The 16,472-nt window shown below is 72.9% G+C and carries 22 protein-coding genes; 10 read left to right on the top strand and 12 right to left on the bottom strand.

Annotated features, from left to right (window positions below; genetic code table 11):
* Nucleotides 1-104 precede the first annotated feature (104 nt).
* Nucleotides 105-686 carry a hypothetical protein gene (locus ACLQ3K_RS19200; RefSeq protein ID WP_426001135.1) on the bottom strand — a complete coding sequence of 194 codons (582 nt, stop codon included), beginning with the start codon at nucleotides 684-686 and terminating at the stop codon, nucleotides 105-107.
* A gap of 94 nt (nucleotides 687-780) precedes the next feature.
* Between ACLQ3K_RS19200 and ACLQ3K_RS19195 the strand changes: the two genes are divergently transcribed.
* Together ACLQ3K_RS19195 and ACLQ3K_RS19190 are read left to right on the top strand one after the other, a co-directional pair.
* Nucleotides 781-1,956, top strand: coding sequence for an FAD-dependent oxidoreductase (locus ACLQ3K_RS19195; RefSeq protein ID WP_426001134.1), 1,176 nt, complete (start codon nucleotides 781-783; stop codon nucleotides 1,954-1,956).
* 127 nt (nucleotides 1,957-2,083) lie between these two features.
* Complete coding sequence (locus tag ACLQ3K_RS19190; protein WP_224646122.1) at nucleotides 2,084-3,079, top strand: ArsR/SmtB family transcription factor; 996 nt, start codon at nucleotides 2,084-2,086, stop codon at nucleotides 3,077-3,079.
* A 16-nt stretch (nucleotides 3,080-3,095) separates the two neighbouring features.
* On the opposite strand, the gene ACLQ3K_RS19185 is transcribed toward ACLQ3K_RS19190, so the two are convergent.
* Nucleotides 3,096-3,302, bottom strand: a complete 207-nt coding sequence (locus tag ACLQ3K_RS19185) for a hypothetical protein (protein ID WP_224646123.1) — start codon at nucleotides 3,300-3,302, stop codon at nucleotides 3,096-3,098.
* 185 nt (nucleotides 3,303-3,487) lie between these two features.
* On the opposite strand from ACLQ3K_RS19185, the gene ACLQ3K_RS19180 reads away from it, so the two are divergent.
* The 4 genes from ACLQ3K_RS19180 to ACLQ3K_RS19165 all read left to right on the top strand — a co-directional run bounded on the left by ACLQ3K_RS19180 (nucleotide 3,488) and on the right by ACLQ3K_RS19165 (nucleotide 6,841).
* Nucleotides 3,488-4,495, top strand: coding sequence for an alpha-hydroxy acid oxidase (locus tag ACLQ3K_RS19180; RefSeq protein ID WP_426001133.1), 1,008 nt, complete (start codon nucleotides 3,488-3,490; stop codon nucleotides 4,493-4,495).
* Between the two features lie 66 nt (nucleotides 4,496-4,561).
* Complete coding sequence (locus tag ACLQ3K_RS19175) at nucleotides 4,562-5,200, top strand: HAD-IA family hydrolase (protein ID WP_426001132.1); 639 nt, start codon at nucleotides 4,562-4,564, stop codon at nucleotides 5,198-5,200.
* A 67-nt stretch (nucleotides 5,201-5,267) separates the two neighbouring features.
* Nucleotides 5,268-5,834, top strand: coding sequence for an RNA polymerase sigma factor (locus ACLQ3K_RS19170; RefSeq protein ID WP_426001131.1), 567 nt, complete (start codon nucleotides 5,268-5,270; stop codon nucleotides 5,832-5,834).
* On the top strand, nucleotides 5,831-6,841 hold the full coding sequence (locus tag ACLQ3K_RS19165; protein WP_426001130.1) for a DUF4349 domain-containing protein: 1,011 nt from the start codon (nucleotides 5,831-5,833) through the stop codon (nucleotides 6,839-6,841). Before ACLQ3K_RS19170 ends, ACLQ3K_RS19165 begins: the two co-directional genes overlap by 4 nt.
* 4 nt (nucleotides 6,842-6,845) lie before the next feature.
* Here ACLQ3K_RS19165 and ACLQ3K_RS19160 read toward each other — a convergent pair whose 3' ends face one another.
* Genes ACLQ3K_RS19160 through ACLQ3K_RS19150 form a run of 3 tightly spaced genes read right to left on the bottom strand, consistent with a single transcriptional unit; the run spans nucleotide 6,846 to nucleotide 9,457 of the window.
* Entirely contained in the window at nucleotides 6,846-7,247 is a 402-nt protein-coding gene (locus ACLQ3K_RS19160) for a PaaI family thioesterase (RefSeq protein ID WP_224646128.1), read from the bottom strand.
* A gap of 24 nt (nucleotides 7,248-7,271) precedes the next feature.
* A complete protein-coding gene (locus ACLQ3K_RS19155; RefSeq protein ID WP_426001129.1) occupies nucleotides 7,272-8,255 on the bottom strand; it encodes a DUF5995 family protein in 984 nt (327 codons plus the stop codon).
* Nucleotides 8,256-8,263: 8 nt separating this feature from the next.
* Nucleotides 8,264-9,457 carry an NAD(P)/FAD-dependent oxidoreductase gene (locus ACLQ3K_RS19150; RefSeq protein WP_426001128.1) on the bottom strand — a complete coding sequence of 398 codons (1,194 nt, stop codon included), beginning with the start codon at nucleotides 9,455-9,457 and terminating at the stop codon, nucleotides 8,264-8,266.
* 91 nt (nucleotides 9,458-9,548) lie between these two features.
* Here ACLQ3K_RS19150 and ACLQ3K_RS19145 point away from each other — a divergent pair, with 91 nt between their 5' ends.
* Nucleotides 9,549-9,902, top strand: a complete 354-nt coding sequence (locus tag ACLQ3K_RS19145; protein WP_224645917.1) for a Fe-S protein — start codon at nucleotides 9,549-9,551, stop codon at nucleotides 9,900-9,902.
* Here ACLQ3K_RS19145 and ACLQ3K_RS19140 read toward each other — a convergent pair.
* On the bottom strand, nucleotides 9,892-10,299 hold the full coding sequence (locus ACLQ3K_RS19140; protein ID WP_426001127.1) for a MerR family transcriptional regulator: 408 nt from the start codon (nucleotides 10,297-10,299) through the stop codon (nucleotides 9,892-9,894). The two genes, ACLQ3K_RS19145 and ACLQ3K_RS19140, sit on opposite strands and share 11 nt — an antisense overlap.
* 9 nt (nucleotides 10,300-10,308) lie before the next feature.
* Between ACLQ3K_RS19140 and ACLQ3K_RS19135 the strand changes: the two genes are divergently transcribed.
* From ACLQ3K_RS19135 to ACLQ3K_RS19125, 3 genes are read left to right on the top strand one after another with little or no spacing between them, the layout of a single operon-like run.
* Nucleotides 10,309-10,938, top strand: coding sequence for an NAD(P)H-dependent oxidoreductase (locus ACLQ3K_RS19135; protein ID WP_426001126.1), 630 nt, complete (start codon nucleotides 10,309-10,311; stop codon nucleotides 10,936-10,938).
* A 53-nt stretch (nucleotides 10,939-10,991) separates the two neighbouring features.
* On the top strand, nucleotides 10,992-11,729 hold the full coding sequence (locus ACLQ3K_RS19130) for a Clp protease N-terminal domain-containing protein (RefSeq protein ID WP_426001125.1): 738 nt from the start codon (nucleotides 10,992-10,994) through the stop codon (nucleotides 11,727-11,729).
* An 18-nt stretch (nucleotides 11,730-11,747) separates the two neighbouring features.
* On the top strand, nucleotides 11,748-12,212 hold the full coding sequence (locus ACLQ3K_RS19125) for a hypothetical protein (RefSeq protein ID WP_426001124.1): 465 nt from the start codon (nucleotides 11,748-11,750) through the stop codon (nucleotides 12,210-12,212).
* A 3-nt stretch (nucleotides 12,213-12,215) separates the two neighbouring features.
* On the opposite strand, the gene ACLQ3K_RS19120 is transcribed toward ACLQ3K_RS19125, so the two are convergent.
* From ACLQ3K_RS19120 to ACLQ3K_RS19095, 6 genes are all read right to left on the bottom strand, one after another.
* Nucleotides 12,216-12,839, bottom strand: coding sequence for a maleylpyruvate isomerase family mycothiol-dependent enzyme (locus ACLQ3K_RS19120; protein ID WP_426001123.1), 624 nt, complete (start codon nucleotides 12,837-12,839; stop codon nucleotides 12,216-12,218).
* 43 nt (nucleotides 12,840-12,882) lie between these two features.
* Nucleotides 12,883-13,443 carry a DUF1707 SHOCT-like domain-containing protein gene (locus ACLQ3K_RS19115; protein ID WP_426001122.1) on the bottom strand — a complete coding sequence of 187 codons (561 nt, stop codon included), beginning with the start codon at nucleotides 13,441-13,443 and terminating at the stop codon, nucleotides 12,883-12,885.
* 36 nt (nucleotides 13,444-13,479) lie between these two features.
* On the bottom strand, nucleotides 13,480-14,667 hold the full coding sequence (locus ACLQ3K_RS19110) for an RNA polymerase sigma factor (protein ID WP_426001121.1): 1,188 nt from the start codon (nucleotides 14,665-14,667) through the stop codon (nucleotides 13,480-13,482).
* Nucleotides 14,667-15,044, bottom strand: coding sequence for a YciI family protein (locus ACLQ3K_RS19105; RefSeq protein WP_426001120.1), 378 nt, complete (start codon nucleotides 15,042-15,044; stop codon nucleotides 14,667-14,669). Before ACLQ3K_RS19105 ends, ACLQ3K_RS19110 begins: the two co-directional genes overlap by 1 nt.
* A gap of 84 nt (nucleotides 15,045-15,128) precedes the next feature.
* Nucleotides 15,129-15,611: a nuclear transport factor 2 family protein gene (locus ACLQ3K_RS19100; RefSeq protein ID WP_426001119.1), complete on the bottom strand. Its 483-nt coding sequence runs from the start codon at nucleotides 15,609-15,611 to the stop codon at nucleotides 15,129-15,131.
* A 106-nt stretch (nucleotides 15,612-15,717) separates the two neighbouring features.
* Complete coding sequence (locus ACLQ3K_RS19095) at nucleotides 15,718-16,401, bottom strand: type 1 glutamine amidotransferase domain-containing protein (protein WP_426001118.1); 684 nt, start codon at nucleotides 16,399-16,401, stop codon at nucleotides 15,718-15,720.
* Between the last annotated feature and the right edge of the window lie 71 nt (nucleotides 16,402-16,472).

The following is a 16,472-nucleotide window of genomic DNA, read 5'->3' as shown; positions in this document are numbered from 1 at the left end:
CCCCGCGCCCGCCCCCCGCACCCGCGCCCGCGCGCGCCCCCCCCCCCCGCCCCCCCCCCCCCCCCCCCGCCCCCCCCCCCCCCCCCCCCCCCGCCGCTGTCGTACTACCCGGTCTCGACCACGGCGGCCACGATCGCAGCCACTGCAGCGCGCCACCGCTCGTCGGGGTCGCCGGCGCACCAGGCGCGCAGCGCCGCCCCGACGACGGCGTAGGCGAGATCGCCGGCGTGCGTTCCGACCCGCAGCCGGCCCCCACGCACCTCGGCCGCGAGCTCGCCGGCGACCGCCGCCGTCACCCCCTCGAATCCGGCCGCGTCCGCGCCCAGCACCTCGGCGGCGCGCTCGCGCAGGTCCGGTCGGGCGGCCAGCAGTCGGGCGAAGGCGGTGGCGGTGGACTGCGGCAGCGCGTCGAGCTGCGCGCAGATCGATTCCGCCACCGACGCTTCCGGTTCTGACCGCGTCGCATCCCCGAGTTCTGCAGCGAGCAGGAAACTGCGGTCGACCGCATAGGCGGCGAGGAAGCCCTCGAAGTCGCCGAAGTGGGCGTGCAGCAGTCCGGTGGCGACGCCCGCCTGCGTGGTGACCGCACGCCCCTTCAGACCGACCACCCCGTCGCGGAGGATCACGGCCTCGGCGGCCGAGAACAGGCGCTGGCGCGCGCCGTCGATCGCGACTCCTCTGGGCATGCGTCGATTCTACGAGTCGCGCCCGCGTCCTTGCGCCGAGTATGAACAATCGCTCATACTCGGTATGAACGCACGCTCATACCGAGAGGGAATCATGCCGGACCACATCGAACGCCCCCTGCGGATCGTCATCGCCGGCGCGGGGATCGCCGGCCTCGCGACCGCGCTCCGGCTGCACCGCGACGGGCACCGCGTCGTCGTCGTCGAGCGCGCGCCGGCCCGCCGGACCGGCGGCTACCTCGTGAACCTCCTCGGCGCGGGGTTCGACGCGGCCGATGCGCTCGGCCTGGTGCCCGCCCTGCGCACCCGCGACCAGGGCGTCTTCACCTCGCTCCTGGTCCGGGCCGACGGCTCGACGAAGCTCACCATGCCCGCGGCGCTCGCCGAGCAGTCCTTGGGCTCCCGCGCGCTCACCGTCTTCCGAGGCGACCTGGAGGCCGCGCTGCACGACGCCCTCGACGGGGCGGTCGAGATCCGGTTCGGCACGACGGTCACCGGGGCCGACGAGGCCGACGGGCTCCGCGTCACGCTCAGCGACGGCACCGTCCACGACGCAGACCTGCTGGTCGGCGCTGACGGGCTGCACTCCGGGGTGCGCGAGGTCGCCTTCGGGCCGGCGCCCGAGTTCGTCCGCGATCTACAGCACGCCGTGGCGGCCTTCCCGCTGGACGCCGCGCCGAACGGCCTTCCGGAGCAGACCGCCAGCACCTTCATCGACGTGGGCCGCACCGCGGCGGTATTCCGGCCCCGTGAGCACGCACCGTCGGCCTTCTTCACCTACCGCACCCCGTCCGCCGAGGCCGACGCGGCGGGCTCGCCCGCCGACGCCTTCGCGGCGCACTTCGGCGATCTCACCGGCCCGGTGCACGAGGCGATCCGCGGGGCCGCCGGCGCCGGGGACGGCTACTTCGATTCCGTGTCCCAGGTGGTCATGGACGCGTGGAGCAGCGGGCGCGTGGTGCTGGTCGGCGATGCCGCGTGGTGCGTCTCCCTCTTCGCCGGCCACGGCGCCGGCCTCGCCCTCGCGGGCGCCGACCGTTTGGGGCGCGCGCTCGCGGAGCAACCCGGGGACATCGGCGCGGCACTGCATGCATGGGAGGCCGGGTTGCGCCCGGAGGTCGCGCAGCGCCGGCGACAGGCGCGCGCCGGGATGGCGCGGTTCGCGCCGCCGAGCAGGCTGCATCTCGGCGTGCAGGACCTGATGATCCGGACGCTGACGGCGCCGCTCGTGGGCCCCGCACTGCTGCGGCTGATGAGCAGGGCGCAATGACGGACGCGGTTACCCGCGAGTAGCAAGCACTCGCTCCCCACGAATCCCCAGGAAGCCCTCCGGGCTAACGCTGTTAAGTCGTGAACCGGGGGCGGCGGGGCCGGCGCGACCCTAAGCTGGGCGTCTCATGCTCACCTACGTGCTGGACGTCCGCGACCTCTCGGACGTGCGCTTCGTCCTGGCGCCGATGAACGAGACCTCGCTGAGCCTGTTCCACCTGAACACGACGCACGAGAGTTCCGCCCACCTGAATCGGTGGCGCAGCAACGCGCAGGCGCAGCGGGACCGGTACGACCACCGGCTCGTCAGTGCGCTGGTGGCGCCGTCGGGGAACGCGATCCCGGACTTCCTCACGCCGATGCCGGAGCCCGGCAACGCGCGGCCGTCGCTCGACGACGGACTCGCCGCGATCGCGGCGACCGATCCGGCGCTGATCCATGCGCAACTGGACGACCTGCGGGAGGGCGACGATCCGTCGCCCGCGCTGGCGCGCCTGCTCGACGACCCCGAGCGGGCGGGGCCGCGGATCGCGGGGGCGCTGGAGCGCTACCACCGGGTGGTCATCGCACCGATCTGGCCGTCGGTGAACCGGATCCTGGAGTCGGACATCACGTTCCGCGGGCGGGAGCTGGCGATCGGCGGGCCGACCCAGCTGTTCGCCTCGCTCAACCCCAACCTGGCGTGGGATCGCGACGGGCGGTTGCGCCTGGATCTGGCGTACACGCGATCCGGCGAGTACGCCTCCGCGGGCCGGGGGCTCATCCTGATTCCGAGCGTCTTCCTGACCCGTCTCGTCAGCGCGCATTCACCGGAGACGGCGACGCCGCACGCCGGCTATCCGGCGCGCGGCAGCGCGACCCTCATGGAGTCGATGCGGGAGGTTCCGCCGGGCGCACTGCGGCGGCTGATCGGCGGAGCGAAGGCGGACGTGCTGCACGCCCTGGTCGAGCCGATGGCGGTCAGTGAATTGGCGCGGCGACTGGAGGTCACGCCGTCGGCGGCGTCCCAGAGCCTGCGCGTGCTCCACGAGAACGGCCTGGTCGACCGGGCCCGGAGCGGGCGCGAGGTGCTCTATCGGCGCACGCCGGACGGTGACCGGCTGGTACGCGGCCACCGCGCCTGAGATCGAGCGGGGAGGATCAGAAGCGCAGCGCGGCGGGACCGGTGTACTCGGGGTTGGCGGTGACGAAGCGCTGCAGGGCGGCACGCAGGCCGGCGGCGGCGAATCCGGAGCGCGGCGCGGCGGTGGGCTTCGCAGCGTCCTCGTGGATGTCCGCGAGGCGGGCGTAGACGGTGCCGGCGGTCGGGTCGGCGGTGAGGCTCTTGAAATCACGGTAATTGGTCATGACCAAGAGTCTCCCGGCCGCGCCACCTCGCCGCCAATCTTTAAGTGATGACCTAAAGTGTGATCGGGGACACTGTGCGCCGTAACACATTCGAAGCGACTGTGAGATCGTGAAGCCCCGCCCGGCCGCGCCAGCGTGCCGGGCACCGCGCGGCCTCAGTGCCACGAATCAGGGGGAACGACCGGATGATCGAACTCGCGCAGCAGGCCGAGCAGGTAGTCCCGCCCGACGTGTGGGCGTACGTGATGCGCGGCGCGACCGTCGGCGAGTCCCCTTGGGAGCGCTGGCGATTCACGCCGCGAGTGCTGCGCGACGTGAGGTCCATCGACACCACGACCACCGTCCTCGGCGACTGGCGCTCCCCCATCGGCGTCGCACCGACGGCCTTCCACCGCCTCGTCCACCCCGGCGGCGAGGCGGCGACCGCCCGCGCCGCGGCCGAATGCGGCGCTCCGTTCGTCCTGTCCATGCGCGCGACCACCCGGATCGAGGAGGTCGCCGCCGCGGTGGGCGGCCCGTGGTGGCAGCAGGTCTACCTCATGCGCGACCGATCCATCACCGACGCGCTGGTGCAGCGGGCCGCGGCGGCCGGCGCGACGGCGTTGGTGCTCACCGGCGACACCCCCTACGTGGGCCGCTCCGGCGGCCGCGGGCTGCCGCCGCTGGGCGACGACGTGGCCCTGGTCAACGTCGCGCAGCACCTGCCGCCCGGGGCCGACGCGTGGGCCGCGATCGAGCAGGACGCGGGGGCCGTCCTCGAGGACATCGGGCGGCACGCCGACCTGACGGGGCTCCCGGTGATCGTCAAGGGCGTGCTGCGCGGCGACGAGGCCCGACGGTGCGTCGACGCCGGCGCGGCCGGGGTGTGGGTGAGCGATCACGGCGGTCGGCAGCTGGGGCGCACCGTCGCGCCCGCGCAGGCGTTGCCCGGAATCGCGGCGGCCGTCGGCGCCGACGCGACCGTGCTCGTCGACGGCGACGTCCGCGACGGTCTCGACGCGCTGGCCGCCCTCGCCCTGGGCGCGGACGCCGTCTTCGTGGGCCGGCCGATCCTATGGGGCCTGGCGGTCTCCGGCGCCGACGGTGTCCGCTCGATTGTGGCCGGCCTGCAGGAGGAGCTCCGGCACGCGATGGGGCTGGCGGGCGCCGTCCGCCTCGGCGAGCTCACGCCGGACCTCGTCGTCCCCCGCTGATCCGCGCCGCCACTCCCCGCGCCGTCCGTATCGTTGGGCCCACACGCCCATCTCAGGAGGACATGCATGCTCACCGGTCGCGCTCTGCTGCTGGACATGGACGGCACGCTCGTGGATTCGCACGCCGTCGTGGAACGGTGCTGGAGCCGGTGGGCGCGGGAGAAGGGCCTCGATCCCGCGGCGGTGCTGGCCGTCGCGCACGGCCGCCAGGGCCACGCGACGATGGCCGAGCTGCTGCCGGACCGCCCCGTCGAGGTCAATCTCGCGGAGAACCGCGAACTGCTGGCGCAGGAGACCGCCGACACCGAGGGCATCGTCCCCGTCGCCGGGGCGCCCGCCTTCCTCGCCGCGCTCGACGGTGCGCCGCACGCCCTGGTGACCTCCGCGGACGTCCCGCTGTCGACGGCACGGATGGGCGCCGCGGGCCTGCCCCTGCCCGCGGTGCGCGTGACCGCCGAGGACGTGCGCGCGAGCAAGCCCGACCCCGAGGGCTTCCTCCGCGGCGCGGAGCTGCTCGGCATCGCCCCCGCCGATTGCATCGTCTTCGAGGACTCGGAGGCGGGCATCGCCGCGGGCAAGGCCGCCGGGATGCGGGTGGTCGGGGTGGGCCCGGGGGCGGCCCGCTTCTCCCCCGACGCGCAGGTCGACGACCTGACGAAGGTCGCGGTCACCGTCGACGACGAGGGCATCCACCTGACGCTGTGACCGACACCGTCGCATCCGGGTGAGACGGTCCGCCGCCCCGGCGACATAGAGGGGTGTGACGTCCACGATGAGAACCGACGAGTCCGCGGACCGGACCCTCCTCGCCCGCGCCGCGGGCGGCGACGGGTCGGCGTTCGCGGCGATCCACGACCGCCACGTGCGCCCCGTCTACTGGCAGGCGTACACCGTACTGCGCGACGCCGACGCCGCACAGGAAGTCGCCCAGGACACCTTCCTCACGCTCTGGCGCCGCATCGACGCGGTGCGGATCGTCGACGAGTCGGTGCTCCCGTGGCTGCTGACCACCGCGCGGTACACCGCGCTCAACGCGGGGAGACGACTCTCCGCGGTCCGGGACAGATCGGCGCCGCTCGACGACGCCGAGCCACCGGGGGCGGCTCCGTCGCCCGAGGACGACGTGCTCGCCGCCGAGATCCGCGCGCTCATCGCGGGCGCGGTGAGCGCCCTCTCCCCCACCGACCAGCGTCTTTACCGCCTGTGCGTGGAGGACGAACAGACCTACGAGCGGGCCGCCGCGGAGGTGGGCGTGACCCACGCCGCCGTGCGCAACCGCGTCTCCCGGCTGCGCGGCCGCCTGCGCGCCGACCTGAGCACCCTGAGGGAGCAGTCATGACCACCCGGATCACCCCCGACGACATCCTCACCGACGACCGGCTCTCCGCCATGCGCGCCGCCGTCATGACCGAGGTCGGCGACGACCTGCAGGCGCGCCGCAGCCGTCGCAAGCACCGGACGATGGGCATCGCCGCGGCCGCGGCGATCGCGGTCGTCGCCGTGGGCGGCGTCGTCGCGAGCCAGTTCCAGGGCGGCGCGAGCGATTCCTCGTCGTACTCCGCACCGGCACCCCAGGCCGGGGGCCGCGGGGCCGCGGAGTCCGCGCCCATCACGGGCGGCCAGGCCGCGGTCGCCCCCGCGCCGAAGGCGGCGCCCACGACGGGGCCGGCCGCGCCGTCGACCCCGGCGAACGCGCCGGCGGACCGTCAGGTGATCACCACCGGCACCGTCGACGTGACGAACGCCGATCCGGCGTCGGCGGCCCGGGAGCTGGCCGCGACCGCGGAGCGCCTCGGCGGCCGCGTCGACGCGCGCACCGAGACCGGCGGCGAGAAGGCCCGCGCCAAGCTCACGCTGCGGGTGCCGAACGACAAGGTCAACGAGCTGGTGGAGAAGATCGGCGGGCTCGGCGAGGTCGGCTCCGTGCAGCTGGAGCACGAGGACGTGACCGGCACCGTCGTCGACCTCGAGGCGCGCATCCGCGCGACCCAGGTCTCCGTCGACCGGCTGACGGCGATCCTCGCCAGGGCCGACACCACCGACCAGGTGATCGCGGCGGAGTCCGCACTCACCTCGCGCCAGCAGGAGCTCGAATCCCTGCAGTCACGGCGCGCATCGATCGGCGACCGGGTCTCCCTCTCGACGGTGACGGTGTCCATCGAGAAGCCGACCGTGACCGCTGACCGGTCGGGATTCACGGGCGGCCTGCAGAACGGCTGGGACGCACTGCTCGCCGCCGGACGTTGGCTCTTGGTGATCGTGGGCGCGGTGCTGCCGTGGGCCGCGGTGCTGCTGGTGCTGTACGGCGTGTACCGGGCGGTGCGGCGGTTCCGGCCTCGCTCCTGAGCGGCTAGGAGGGGACGACGAGCGCGCGGGCCGTGGCGAACCGGGGCCCGCGCGCACCGTCGACCTCGATGAAGAAGTCGGCCTCGGAGAAGCTCTGCTTGCTGCCGGGCTTGATCACCCGGCCGACGGCGAGGAAGGCCTCGCCCTGCGCGGGACGCAGGAACTGCGTGTCCATCTGGGTCACGAGGCCACCCGCACCGGGGTGCATCGCGAGCGCGTAGCCGCACGCGTTCTCCAGGACGCCGGCGATGAGCGCGGCGTGCAGGCCGCCGACGTTCTGGCACAGGTCGTCGCGGCGCTCGAGCCGGAGCACGACCTCGTCGAGGTCGGCGCTGAGCACCTCGATTCCGGCCCACCGGTTGAACGGCAGGGAGGCGTTGTAGCTGACGAGTTCGTCGAAGGTCACCCCAGCACTATCGCACCCCGGCGTTCAGCGGCCGGTCGCGGCGAGCACCGGGGCGGGCGTGGGGCGCGGCACCGGGGTGGGTGCGGGGCGCGGGTTCGGCACTGGCGCGACGGGGGTGCCGAGCCCGCCGAGCCCGGAGAGGACGTCGAAGGCGATCTCGCCGGTCTGCCACAGCGCGAGGATCGCGCCCTCCGTGGCGGGCCGCACGGCGGGGTTCTGCAGCGCGAGGCCGTTGGCGAAGGTGAGGGTGTTGTAGCCGTCGTCGGCGGCGCGGAGCATCAGGTTCGATGCGACGCCCGCTCCGACGATCCGGTCGAGCCCCTGGCCGAAGAAGTAGAAGGTCCACAGGCCCCACAGGTCGGCGCCGTAGATCCGCTTGCTGCGCTCGGGGATCACGTTGCCGTTCTTCGCGATCGAGTCGACGATGCGGTAGAAGTCGAGCGCGTTCGCGGGTGTGCTGCGGGTGTGCGCGACCGTGTACGCGAGGTCGACGGTGATGTGCGCGTTGTAGCCCGCCATCGCCACCCGCCCGGGCGGCAGTTCGCACCGCGCGGCCAGCCGGAAGTAGTTGCCCCACCACTGCGGCACGGCACCGCCGGTCCACTGCGCGTGGACGGCCTTCAGGTAGCGGCTGACCAGGTCGATGGACAGGGACTTGGCGTACCGCGGGTCGTCGAGGCCGGCCTCGTTGCGCTGCGTCGGGGTCACCGCATCGCGAATCACGCCGTCCATGCCGACGCCGAACAGTCCCCGTCGGTCGCGGTGAGCGCCGAGGATGTCGGCGATGCCGCGCTGCCGCACCGTCAGGTCGTCGAGGCTGGCGAAGGTCGGCGCCGTCGGCAGGGCTCGCGGATCGGACAGCGCGACGATGCGCTTGTTCTCCGCTGGCGTCAGCGCGGTGCCGCAGTAGGGCGACGGTGCCGCGCTCACCGGCGGGGCGGCGACCAGCGCGACGGTGACCAGGGCAGCGGCGATCGTGCCGGCGACCCGCGCCGACCGTCGGGGCATCATGCGTACTAGACCTCCGCGAGCGGTACGCCGGGATCGGCGAGACGAGCGGCGTCGACCACCCGGCGGGACGTGATCAGCGCACGCACATCATCGCCCACGTCCCACACGTTCACGTTCATACCGGCCAGAACGCGTCCTTCCTTCAGCCAGAAGGCGACGAACTCGAGGGCGTCCAGGTCGCCGCGGATCACCACGTCGTCGTAGCCGGTGGACAGGCCGAGGTACTCCATGCCCAGCTGGTACTGGTCGGTGAAGAAGTACGGGAGGCGGTCGTAGACCTCGGATCCGCCGAGGATGTTGGCGGCGGCCACGCGCGGCTGGTTGAGGGCGTTGGCCCAGTGCTCGACGCGCACGCGCCGGCCCACCGTCGGGTTCTCGGCGGCGGCGATGTCGCCGACGGCGAAGACGTGCGGGTCGGAGGTGCGCAGCCCGGCGTCGACGGCCACGCCGCCCTCGGCGGTCTCGAGGCCGGAGGCCTCGGCGAGTTCGACGTTCGGCATCGCGCCGATCCCGACGAGCACGGCGTCGGTCTCGATCGTGGTCCCGTCCTCGAGGACCAGTCCCCGGCCGCCGGGCTCGACGGCCCGCACGCCGGTGCCGGTGCGCAGGTCCACGCCGTGCGCGCGGTGCAGGTCCGCGAAGACCTTGCCGAGTTCGGCGCCGAGGGCGCCGAGCAGCGGCTGCTCGGCGGGTTCGACGACGGTGACCTCCAGGCCGGCCCCGCGGGCCGCGGCGGCCGCCTCGAGACCGATCCACCCGCCGCCGACGACGCCGAGCCGCCCGCCCTTCTCGAACACGTCCCGCAGCGCGTCACTGTCGTCGAGGGTGCGGAGGTAGTGCACCCCGTCGGCCCCGGGCAGCGGTCGCGCGCGGGATCCCGTTGCCAGCACCAGGTGCTCGTAGGGCAGCGACTCCCCCGTGTCCAGGCCGACGGTGCGCGCCTCCCGGTCGAGGGCGGTGGCGCGGACGCCGGTCCGCACGGTGACGTCGTGGTCGGCGTACCAGGCGGCGTCGAAGGTGAAGACGCTGTCGCGCTCGGCCTTGCCCTGCAGGTAGTCCTTCGACAGCGGGGGTCGCTCGTAGGGCGGATGGGATTCGGCGCCGATCACCGTGATCGGGCCGTCGTGGCCCAGATCCCGTAGCGCCTCGGCCGCTTTCGCGGCCGCCAGTCCTGCTCCGACGATGACGATCGCACCCATGCCCTCGACCGTAGCCCCGTCCGCCGACGAGGGGAACCCCTCGAATCGCCGTATCGGGTGCACGATTCGTCCGGTTCGCTACGCTCAGACCATGGAAGTACTACGCAACGTAATAGTTCTGGTGCACATCGTGGGCTTCGCCGTCACCTTCGGCGGCTGGGTTGCCTCCGCGGCCGCGGGACGGTTCCGGTTCGAGCGCGTCATGGACTACGGGCTGCTGGTCTCGCTCGTCACGGGCCTCGCTCTGGCCGCGCCCTGGCCCGCGGGAATCGAGCTGAACTATCCCAAGATCGGGATCAAGCTGCTAATCCTGCTCGTCCTCGGCGGCCTGCTCGGCATGGGCAGCGCACGACAGAAGCGCACCGGCGAGGCCGTCCCGCGCGGGATGTTCTACGCCGCGGGCCTGCTGTCACTGACCGCCGCGGGGCTCGCCGTCATCTGGTGACGCCTCGGATGTCGTGGACGTAGTCGCGGAGCTCGTCGAGCTTTTCCTTCGCGGCGACGAGCTGCGCGATCCGCTCGTCGAGCACGGTGCGACGCTCGCCGATACGGACCAGCGCCGCGTCCAACTCCGCCAGCGGGGCGTCGCCCTCGCCGCAGACGATGCCCACCAACTCCGCCGTCTCCGTGGCCGACAGCCCGGCCTCGATGAGACACCGCGCATCGGCGACGGTGCGCACGTCCTCCTCGGTGAACACCCGATAGCCGTTGGATTCGCGCCCCGGCGCGAGGATCCCCGTTTTCTCATAGTGCCGGATCATGCGCGGCGTGGCACCCGTGCGGGCGCACAGGTCACGCATCCGCAGCCCGGGCTTGACCATGACACTGGTGTCAGAGTTCATGCTCTCAGTATGACGAATCAGCAGCAGCTCCGCGCGGTCGTGGTGACAGCGCACCCCGACGCCGACTCCGCCACCGCTTCCACCGCCGCCGCCGTGGCCCGCGGCCTGCTCCGCGGCGGGTACGCCGAGGTCGAGCGGCACGACGTCCTCGCCGCCGGCTTCGACCCGACGTTCGGCTCGGCCGACCACGCGGCCTACCGCGACGGCACCGTCGTCCCCGCGGACGTCCGGGCCGAGCAGCGCCGGCTGGAGGAGTTCGACGCGATCGCCGTCGTCTTCCCGGTGTACTGGTGGGGCCTGCCCGGACCGCTCAAGGGCTGGGTCGACCGCGTCTTCACCCGCGACTGGGCGTACGACGACACGAACTCCGGCGCGGAGCTCGCGGCGCCGAAGCGGCTGTACTTCTTCCCGATCGGCGCGGTCGGCGAGTCGACCTACCGCAAGCACGGCTACCTCGACGGGATGCACGCCCAGCTGGTCGACGGGCTCGCGAACTACATGGGCGCGGAGGATTCGGGGCTGTTCCTGCTGGGCGACGGGGAGTCGGACGATCCCGAGCGGCATCGCGCCCGCGAGGCCGTGGCCGAGGACACCGCAGCGGCGGTCGCCGCGCGCACAGTCGACGGTGCCGCCGCCTGACGCTGCGTCAATCAACGGTTGACAACCGCCCTGCGTCAACTCATGCTTGACGTATGTCGCAGAACGATCCCGTCAGCCTCGACGCCCTCATCCGCACCGTGCACGCGCTGCACCCGGACGGGGACGCGCTCGATCACCTCGGCGACGCCGTCGCGGTCGCGGCGCACCTCGGCGAGACCGCCGACCACCTCGTCGGGCACTTCGTCGACCAAGCGCGGCGCAGCGGCGCCACCTGGACCTCGATCGGCGAGTCCATGGGGATGACGAAGCAGGCGGCGCAGCAGCGCTCGGCGCCGCCGAGCATCGACCCGTCGGCGCTGATCGACGCGACCGGCTCGCCGTACTCGCGGTTCACGCCGCGGGCGCGGAGTGTCGTGGTGGCGGCGCAGGACGAGGCGCGCGAGGTGGGGAGCCCGGTGATCGACACCGACCACATGCTGCTGGGGCTGTTCCGCGAGCCCGAGGGCATCGCCGCACGTCTGCTGCTCGGCCGCGGGATCACGGCGGAGGCGGTCACCGAAGCCGTCCTGCACCGGCGGATCTCCGGGGCGGACACCGACGAGAGCCCGGATCTCATCCCCTTCTCGCCCGCGGCGAAGAAGGCCGTGGAGATGGTGCTGCGCGAGGCGCTCCGGCTCGGGCACAATTACGTCGGGACCGAGCACATCCTGCTCGGCATCCTGGCGGAGGGCACCGGCCCCGGCGCGCTGTTCCTGACCGAACGCGGCGTGGACCACGCGACGATCGACGCCGCGGTGCGCGAGGTCCTTTCGGCGTACACCGAGGGATGACGCGGCTACTGTGAGCCCATGCCCGTCCTCGCCCGCCTCGCGCCCGCCCTGATCCCCGCGCTCGCCGCCGCCGCGATCGCCGCGCCCGCCACGGCGGCGACGTGCACTCCCGCACGCCAGCTCGCCGCCGCCGACGCCTACATCGCGGCGCTCGGCGATCGCACGAAGGCCGGCGCGGTCCCCTTCGCGCCGAACGCCGTCCGGTTCGAGAACGGCCTGCAGACGGGCTTCTCCGGCGAGCAACTCCGCGGCGACCTCGACCGCCACCTCCAGTACTCGATCATGGACGCTCCGCGGGTCACGGCCCGCACCGTCGCGCCCGGCGGCGATCGCGACCTGCTCAACTACCGATTCATCGTGCCCGTGCGCATCGCCGGGCAGCGCATCGTGGACGCACCCACGAACGAGGACTTCCGGATCCCGCGGAGCACGTGCCTCATCACCCGCATCGACGCGCGGATCACGATCACGCCGCCGCGCTGACCGTCAGGCGACGCGGTCGGTCAGGGCGGGCAGGCCCTCTCCGCTCAGCTCCTCCAGGGCGACGGTGCGCCCGCTCACGGCGAGCAGCAGGGCGAGCAGTGGACCGGAGACCTCGGGGCCGTCGCCGACGGTGACGTCCGCGTCGGTGGCGCGCAACCGCAGCCCCGCGACATGTTCCTTCGCACCGCCCATGCCCTTCCCAGTGCGCGCCTGCAACCGCAGGGCCCGCTCGACGGCCTCCGGCGGGTAGTCGCCGACGGCGCCCAGCGGACGCCGGATGTCCTCGCCGTGCACCACGGCCTCGACGAGCCGGGTGTCGAGCGGGGCGGGCGGGCCCGAGGTGCGGTCGACGAGCGCGCGGTAGCGATCCAGCATCTGCGCCGCCGGGCCCAGCTCGCGGTCGACGCCGTTCTGGTTGTCGCGGTCGAAGTCGAAGCGGGCCAGGATCATTCCCTTGATGAAGCCCAGGCGGGTGGTGTCCGCGGTGGAGATCTGGTGGGCGACGACGTCGCGCACGCGCCACCCCGGGCACAGCGACGGCGTGTCCCAGCGCGCGTCGTCGACGCCCTCGAGGAAGGCGATCAGGGCGCGGCGTTCCGCATGGACCAGTTGCCAGACATCGGACATGCGACTCCTTCGTTGCGCTCACCGTAGCGCGGAAGCCGCGGCCTCACCGGCGAAGTTGGATCGTGCTCCCCGCAGAGGCCGAGCCACGCAGCAGAAGGAACGGGCCCGCCGCACCGCCCGCCGGGCCCGCCTTGTCCTTGAGCGAGCTCCACCCCGAGTAGTCCATCCCCGAGGCGTCGACGCGCATCGTCGGAGTCAGGTGCAGCTTGAGCGTGCTCCACGAGACCTGGACGTCGATCTCGACCCCGCCGTAGGGGAAGTCCGCGTTACGGAAGTCGATCTTCGCCGTGCCCGTCGAACCCGTGATGCGCAGGCGCGCGGGCACCGTCCACACCCCCTTGCGGTGCACGGTCGTCCATTCCAGGTCGAGTACCTCGACCGGCCGCTCCCCTGCGTCCGGCACCGAGGGGAAGAGCCGGTCGCGGATCGGGAGGTCGTTCACGAGCACCTGCAGCTCACCGCGATTCGCGGCGGCGTAGGCCGCGTGCGTGCGCTGATCGAACTCCTCCACGGTCAGGTAGCCGGTCGCCATCGCCTCCCCGAGCAGCTCGACGGCCCGCTGCCTTTCGGGGTCGCCCACCCGGATCCCATCGCTGTCCGCCATGGGCCCGACCCTAGCGATTCCGCCCTGATACCGCCGCTATCGCCCGGTTCCGCGGGCGCGGCGCCCCAGGTACTCGCGCTCGGCGGGATCGGTGGTGAGCGAGATCGCCTTGGCGTAGGCGGCATCGGCGGCGGGGTCGCTGAGCCGGTCCAGCAGCGATGCGCGCAGCGCCCACGCGGACTGCAGCCGTTCCACGCCGTCGAGGGCGTCGAGCGCGTCCAGTCCCGCACGCGCACCGTCGGTCTCGGCGACGACGGCGGCGCGGGCGACGGCCGCGCCGCGGGTGGGAGCGAGGCCGAGGAGCGCGTCGTAGAGCGGGCGCAGGTGCGCCCAATCGGGTGCTTCGCCGGCGGGTCGGGCGCAGTGCACGGCCCCGATGGCGGCCTCCACCTGGAACCGTCCGACGGAGCCGAGCGCGTGCGCGGTGCGTAGGTGCCGGCGTCCGGCGGCGATGAGATCGCTGTCCCACCGCCGCGGATCCTGCTGTGGGAGTGGAACGTAGCGTCCGTCCTCGTCGACGCGGGCGGGCAGCCGGGCGCTGGAGAGGTACATCAGGGCGGCGAGGCCGTGCGCCTCCGCGACCGTCGGGGCCGACTCGGCGATGGTCCCGGCCAGCCCGAGGAGGAGTGCATGGCGCTCGCGCGGCGGGGTGGGCCATTCGATCGAGTACGAGCCGTACACGGCTTCGAGGACGGGCCCGAGGCGGCCCGCGAGCGCGTCCACCTCGGGGACCGCGAACGGGATCCGCTCGCGCTCGATGCGCTTCTTCGCCCGCGTCAGGCGGGCGGCCATGGTCGCCGTCGGGACCAGCAGGGCAGCGCCGATCTGCTCGGCGGTGAAGCCCAGGACGGTGTTGAGCATGAGCGGCACGCTCGCGCCCGCGACGGCCGGGTGCGCGCAGACGAGGAGCAGTTCGAGCCGTCGGTCGGGGCTCTCGCCCGGCGCCGCGGCGTCGTGCGCCGCCTCGTCGAAGGGCAGCGAGCGACGCTCCGCCGCGGACTTCCACCGGTCGCGCTGGCGGTTCCTCGCCACGGTGAGCAGCCACGCGTCCGGATCGTCGGGCGTCCCGTCGACCGGCCACCGCGTCAGCGCTCGCTCGAAGGCGTCCGCCAGGGCGTCCTCGGCGGCAGCGAGGTCGTGCGTGCGGGTCGCGAGCAGCGCGAGGAGCCGGCCGTACGAGGTGCGGGCGGCGTTCTCCGCCCGCACCTCGGCATCCCCGGCCATCAGTCCTCGGCGTTCCAGATGCCCTCGTCGCAGGCTGCGGCGACCTTGCGGACCTCGATCACCGCGTACTGGGTGGCGGGGTGCTTCTCGGCCCAGGCCAGTGCCGCGTCCTGGTCCGGAACGTCGAGCAGGAAGACGCCGGCGAGCGCCTCGCGGGTGTCGGCGAACGGGCCGTCCTGGATCGTCAGGTCGCCGTCGCGGCGGGTGACGGTGACCGTCTGCGCCTGCGGTTCCAGGATCTCGGCGCCGATGAGCACGCCCGCGGCTTGCAGAGCGGCGGTGTAGTCCGCCATGGCCCGCTGCATCTGCAGGAAGGCCTCCTCCGCGATGTCGCCCTCGTCGGGTTCGGCGTTGTTGATCAGCAGTGCGTAATGCATGGTTCCTCCTCCAGTCCACTGTGCCCCAGGGGCGGGGCACAGGGATGACGATCGAGGCGACGCGGAATCGACAGGGCGTGCCGATCAGGCGTACTGCAGGTTCGCGCGCGGGATCCTGCCGTCGGCGATGGTGAAGTCGAAGGTCGCCTTGAAGCCGCCGCCCGAGTTGCGGTTCACCTCGACCAGGATCTTCTGACCGTCGGCGCGACGCTCCTCCACCGTGAGCACCTCGATCGTGTAGCCGGTGACCTCGGGCTCGGCGAAGGTGCGGATCTCGTCGTGGCCGCGGAATGTGCGCGTGTCGTCGACCAGGACCCCGTCGGTGGTGAACAGGTTGACCATGGCGGTGGCATCCTGGTTGTTCCACGCGTCGACGAAGGCCTTGGTGACCGGGTCCATCTGGATCCGCCCGGCCGCCGGCGATGCGGAGGACGCAGCGGCGACGGAGGCCGCCCCGGTCGAGGTCGGACCGGCCTCGTTCGAGCTCGCCCCGCACCCGGCGAGCGCGATCGCGGCGGCGACGGGGGCGACGACGAGCGCCGGGCGGCGACTGGTGGTGCGGAACATCATGGGGACCCTTCGTTCGGTGCGACTGATGAGCCCATCCTGTGCGGTTCGTCCGGTTATGCCCAGATGCTTCCGTTCGGGGGTACCGCCAGTACCCGGTTCGCGATCAGAGGAGCTTCAGAACCGCCTCCGCCACAGGGTGCGCGCTGGCCGGGTTCTGGCCTGTCACGACGGTGCCGTCGGTGACGGCGAACGGGGTCCACGCCTCGTCGGCCTGCACGTACGTGGCGCCGAGCGCGGCGATCCGCTCCTCGAGGTTGAACGGGACGATCGAATCCAGCCCCGCCAGCACCTCCTCGTTCCAGGAGAAGCCCGCGATGCGCAGGCCGGCGATCAGCGGCGCACCGTCGGCCTTCGTGGCGCCGAGGAGCCCGGCGGTCCCGTGGCAGACGGCGGACACGACCTTGCCCGCCGCGTCGAAGTCGCGGAGCAGCGCCGCGAGACGCTCGTCGGTCGGGAAGTCGAACATGACGCCGTGACCGCCGGTGAGGTAGATCGCGTCGAAGTCGGCGGCATCGACGTCCCGGAGCGAGGGTGTGTTCCGCAGGCGGTCCATGAAGGCGGGGTCGTCGTAGCGGGCGCGCGTGCCGCCCTGCGCCAGCACCTCGTGGCTGAGGGATTCGGGGTCGATGGGGACGAAGCCGCCCTCGATGCTGACGATGACGGTGCTGTGGCCCGCGGCCTCGACGGCATCGACGAAATGGGTGAGCTCGCCGAGCCAGAGGCCGGTGCGGCGGCCGCTCACGGCGTAGGACGGGACGCTGGTGGCGACGACCAGGATGCGGCTCATGACGTACTCCTCAGTTGGTTTGCGTGACAACTGAACGGTATCACAACTGATATGTGAATCAACTGATATGT

This window comes from Tsukamurella sp. DT100 (genome assembly GCF_049844855.1).
GTDB lineage: Bacteria > Actinomycetota > Actinomycetes > Mycobacteriales > Mycobacteriaceae > Tsukamurella.
This window is presented reverse-complemented; position numbering and strand designations above follow the sequence as displayed.

Bases quoted from the DNA above. Each gene is read 5' to 3' on its own strand.
- ACLQ3K_RS19200 (WP_426001135.1), bottom strand. From the start codon at position 686: ATGCCCAGAGGAGTCGCGATCGACGGCGCGCGCCAGCGCCTGTTCTCG.
- ACLQ3K_RS19195 (WP_426001134.1), top strand. From the start codon at position 781: ATGCCGGACCACATCGAACGCCCCCTGCGGATCGTCATCGCCGGCGCG.
- ACLQ3K_RS19190 (WP_224646122.1), top strand. From the start codon at position 2,084: ATGCTCACCTACGTGCTGGACGTCCGCGACCTCTCGGACGTGCGCTTC.
- ACLQ3K_RS19185 (WP_224646123.1), bottom strand. From the start codon at position 3,302: ATGACCAATTACCGTGATTTCAAGAGCCTCACCGCCGACCCGACCGCC.
- ACLQ3K_RS19180 (WP_426001133.1), top strand. From the start codon at position 3,488: ATGATCGAACTCGCGCAGCAGGCCGAGCAGGTAGTCCCGCCCGACGTG.
- ACLQ3K_RS19175 (WP_426001132.1), top strand. From the start codon at position 4,562: ATGCTCACCGGTCGCGCTCTGCTGCTGGACATGGACGGCACGCTCGTG.
- ACLQ3K_RS19170 (WP_426001131.1), top strand. From the start codon at position 5,268: ATGAGAACCGACGAGTCCGCGGACCGGACCCTCCTCGCCCGCGCCGCG.
- ACLQ3K_RS19165 (WP_426001130.1), top strand. From the start codon at position 5,831: ATGACCACCCGGATCACCCCCGACGACATCCTCACCGACGACCGGCTC.
- ACLQ3K_RS19155 (WP_426001129.1), bottom strand. From the start codon at position 8,255: ATGCCCCGACGGTCGGCGCGGGTCGCCGGCACGATCGCCGCTGCCCTG.
- ACLQ3K_RS19150 (WP_426001128.1), bottom strand. From the start codon at position 9,457: ATGGGTGCGATCGTCATCGTCGGAGCAGGACTGGCGGCCGCGAAAGCG.
- ACLQ3K_RS19145 (WP_224645917.1), top strand. From the start codon at position 9,549: ATGGAAGTACTACGCAACGTAATAGTTCTGGTGCACATCGTGGGCTTC.
- ACLQ3K_RS19140 (WP_426001127.1), bottom strand. From the start codon at position 10,299: ATGAACTCTGACACCAGTGTCATGGTCAAGCCCGGGCTGCGGATGCGT.
- ACLQ3K_RS19135 (WP_426001126.1), top strand. From the start codon at position 10,309: ATGACGAATCAGCAGCAGCTCCGCGCGGTCGTGGTGACAGCGCACCCC.
- ACLQ3K_RS19130 (WP_426001125.1), top strand. From the start codon at position 10,992: ATGTCGCAGAACGATCCCGTCAGCCTCGACGCCCTCATCCGCACCGTG.
- ACLQ3K_RS19125 (WP_426001124.1), top strand. From the start codon at position 11,748: ATGCCCGTCCTCGCCCGCCTCGCGCCCGCCCTGATCCCCGCGCTCGCC.
- ACLQ3K_RS19120 (WP_426001123.1), bottom strand. From the start codon at position 12,839: ATGTCCGATGTCTGGCAACTGGTCCATGCGGAACGCCGCGCCCTGATC.
- ACLQ3K_RS19115 (WP_426001122.1), bottom strand. From the start codon at position 13,443: ATGGCGGACAGCGATGGGATCCGGGTGGGCGACCCCGAAAGGCAGCGG.
- ACLQ3K_RS19110 (WP_426001121.1), bottom strand. From the start codon at position 14,667: ATGGCCGGGGATGCCGAGGTGCGGGCGGAGAACGCCGCCCGCACCTCG.
- ACLQ3K_RS19105 (WP_426001120.1), bottom strand. From the start codon at position 15,044: ATGCATTACGCACTGCTGATCAACAACGCCGAACCCGACGAGGGCGAC.
- ACLQ3K_RS19100 (WP_426001119.1), bottom strand. From the start codon at position 15,611: ATGTTCCGCACCACCAGTCGCCGCCCGGCGCTCGTCGTCGCCCCCGTC.
- ACLQ3K_RS19095 (WP_426001118.1), bottom strand. From the start codon at position 16,401: ATGAGCCGCATCCTGGTCGTCGCCACCAGCGTCCCGTCCTACGCCGTG.